This window comes from Campylobacter sp. IFREMER_LSEM_CL1890 (assembly GCF_025772045.1).
GTDB classification, from domain to species: Bacteria; Campylobacterota; Campylobacteria; order Campylobacterales; family Campylobacteraceae; genus Campylobacter_D; species Campylobacter_D lari_D.
Genome location: NZ_JAKMRK010000031.1, coordinates 1 through 1,807 on the forward strand (window position 1 = coordinate 1; position 1,807 = coordinate 1,807).

The 1,807-nt window shown below is 30.2% G+C and carries 1 protein-coding gene; it reads left to right on the forward strand.

Annotation, left to right across the window (positions count from 1 at the left end):
• On the forward strand, window positions 1-1,807 hold a 1,807-nt coding region (locus L8W57_RS07810), incomplete at both ends, for a hypothetical protein (protein WP_263662323.1).

Consider the following 1,807-nt stretch of genomic DNA (forward strand, 5'->3'; position numbering starts at 1 on the left):
TTCTTATAAAGTAAGTTTTTGGAAAACATTAGATAAAACCATAGATTATGACTCAGATTATGTGTTAAAAGTAAGCGGTTTATTACCAAATTCAACCATTGATAAAATCAGTGGAAGTAAAGGAGTAAAAGCTAAAAAAGAAAGCTTTAATGTTAATGATAAGGGTGAAGCTACTTTAGAATTTAGTGGTATTAGTGATCCTAGTGTTAAAGAACTTACTATTAAGTTTAGTTATATGAAATCAGTTATTACTAAGACTGAAATAACTGCAGATAAAATTAATCTTTATCAAAGAAAATTGAATTTAGAACTTGATAAAGAAACACTTTATACTCAAGAAGGAGAGGTAGTACACGCTGTATTAAAAGGTGGAAAAACAGGTTCTAAAGTAGAATGGAGTTTAAGCGGGGATGCTACTTTAAGTAATCAAGAAGCAACATTTAATGCTAGTGGTGAAGCTAAAGCAACTATTACTTCCAAGGCTCCGTTTGAGAATGATATTATGTTAAAAGTCAATGCTTTGGGTAGTTCTTTTACAAAAAGTATTAAGTATAATAGAAAAATTTATACTCCTGAAGTAGAATATCCTTCATATGATCCAAGTTGGCTCCCTTTTGATACTTTAAAAAATACCATAGATTATGACTCAGATTATGTGTTAAAAGTAAGTGGTTTATTACCAAATTCAACCATTGATAAAATCAGTGGAAGTAAAGGAGTAAAAGCTAAAAAAGAAAGCTTTAATGTTAATGATAAGGGTGAAGCTACTTTAGAATTTAGTGGTATTAGTGATTATAGTGTTAAAGAACTTACTATTAAGTTTAGTTATATGAAAACAGGAGTAAGCAAAGCAGAGTTCACCGCAGATAAAATTAAGCTTTATCAAAGAGAATTAAAATTTGAAGGAGATAGGACAATATACACAGAAGAAAATACACAAGCTAATATCACATTAAAAGGTGGCAAAAAAGGTGCTAAAGTAGAATGGAGTTTAAAAGATGGTGATGCTACTTTAGGCAGTCATGATACAACTTTTAATCGTAGTGGATATGCATATGCAACTATTACTTCTAAGGCTCCGTTTAAAGCTAACCCTGTAATTAGTGTAGAAACTATCGGACAAAGTGTTAGTACTACTATTGCATATGTAGATAAAGAATATATCCCTAGTATTGTTTATCCTAATTATAAAGGTCATGAAAAAACAGTAAACTTAAACCAAGATTTTAATCTTGAGGTAAGCAATTTAATTCCAAATACGGAAATTGAAATTTATCATAATTTCTTGTCTATAGCTCAGCCAAAACAAGATCATGTTAAAGTAAATTCTAGCGGTAAGGCTACTTTGGAATTTTATGGAGTTTGGACATCAAAAACAGATAAATTCAATATCAAATTTAAGTATATGAAAACAAAAAACAAATCAGCGGATTTTTCAACAGATTGGATTTATGTATACAAACAAGACATTAAACTTGTTTTGGATATTGACAAAGATTCTTTCTTAAAAAGAGAAGGAGAAGAGGCACACGCAATATTAAAAGCTGGTAAAGCTAATGAAAAAGTAGAATGGAGTTTAAGTGGGGATGCTACTTTAACTAAATCTGATAAAGTATTTAATGCTAGCGGTGAAGCTAAAGCAACTATTACTTCCAAAGCTCCATTTAAAGATAACCCTATCATTAGTGTAAATACCCTAGGTCAAAGATTAAGTCAAACTATAACTTATAGTGGAGAAACTACTCTTGTTTTAGATATAGATAAGAATTCCTTAAATGCTCAAGAAGGAGAAGAGGCACACGCAATA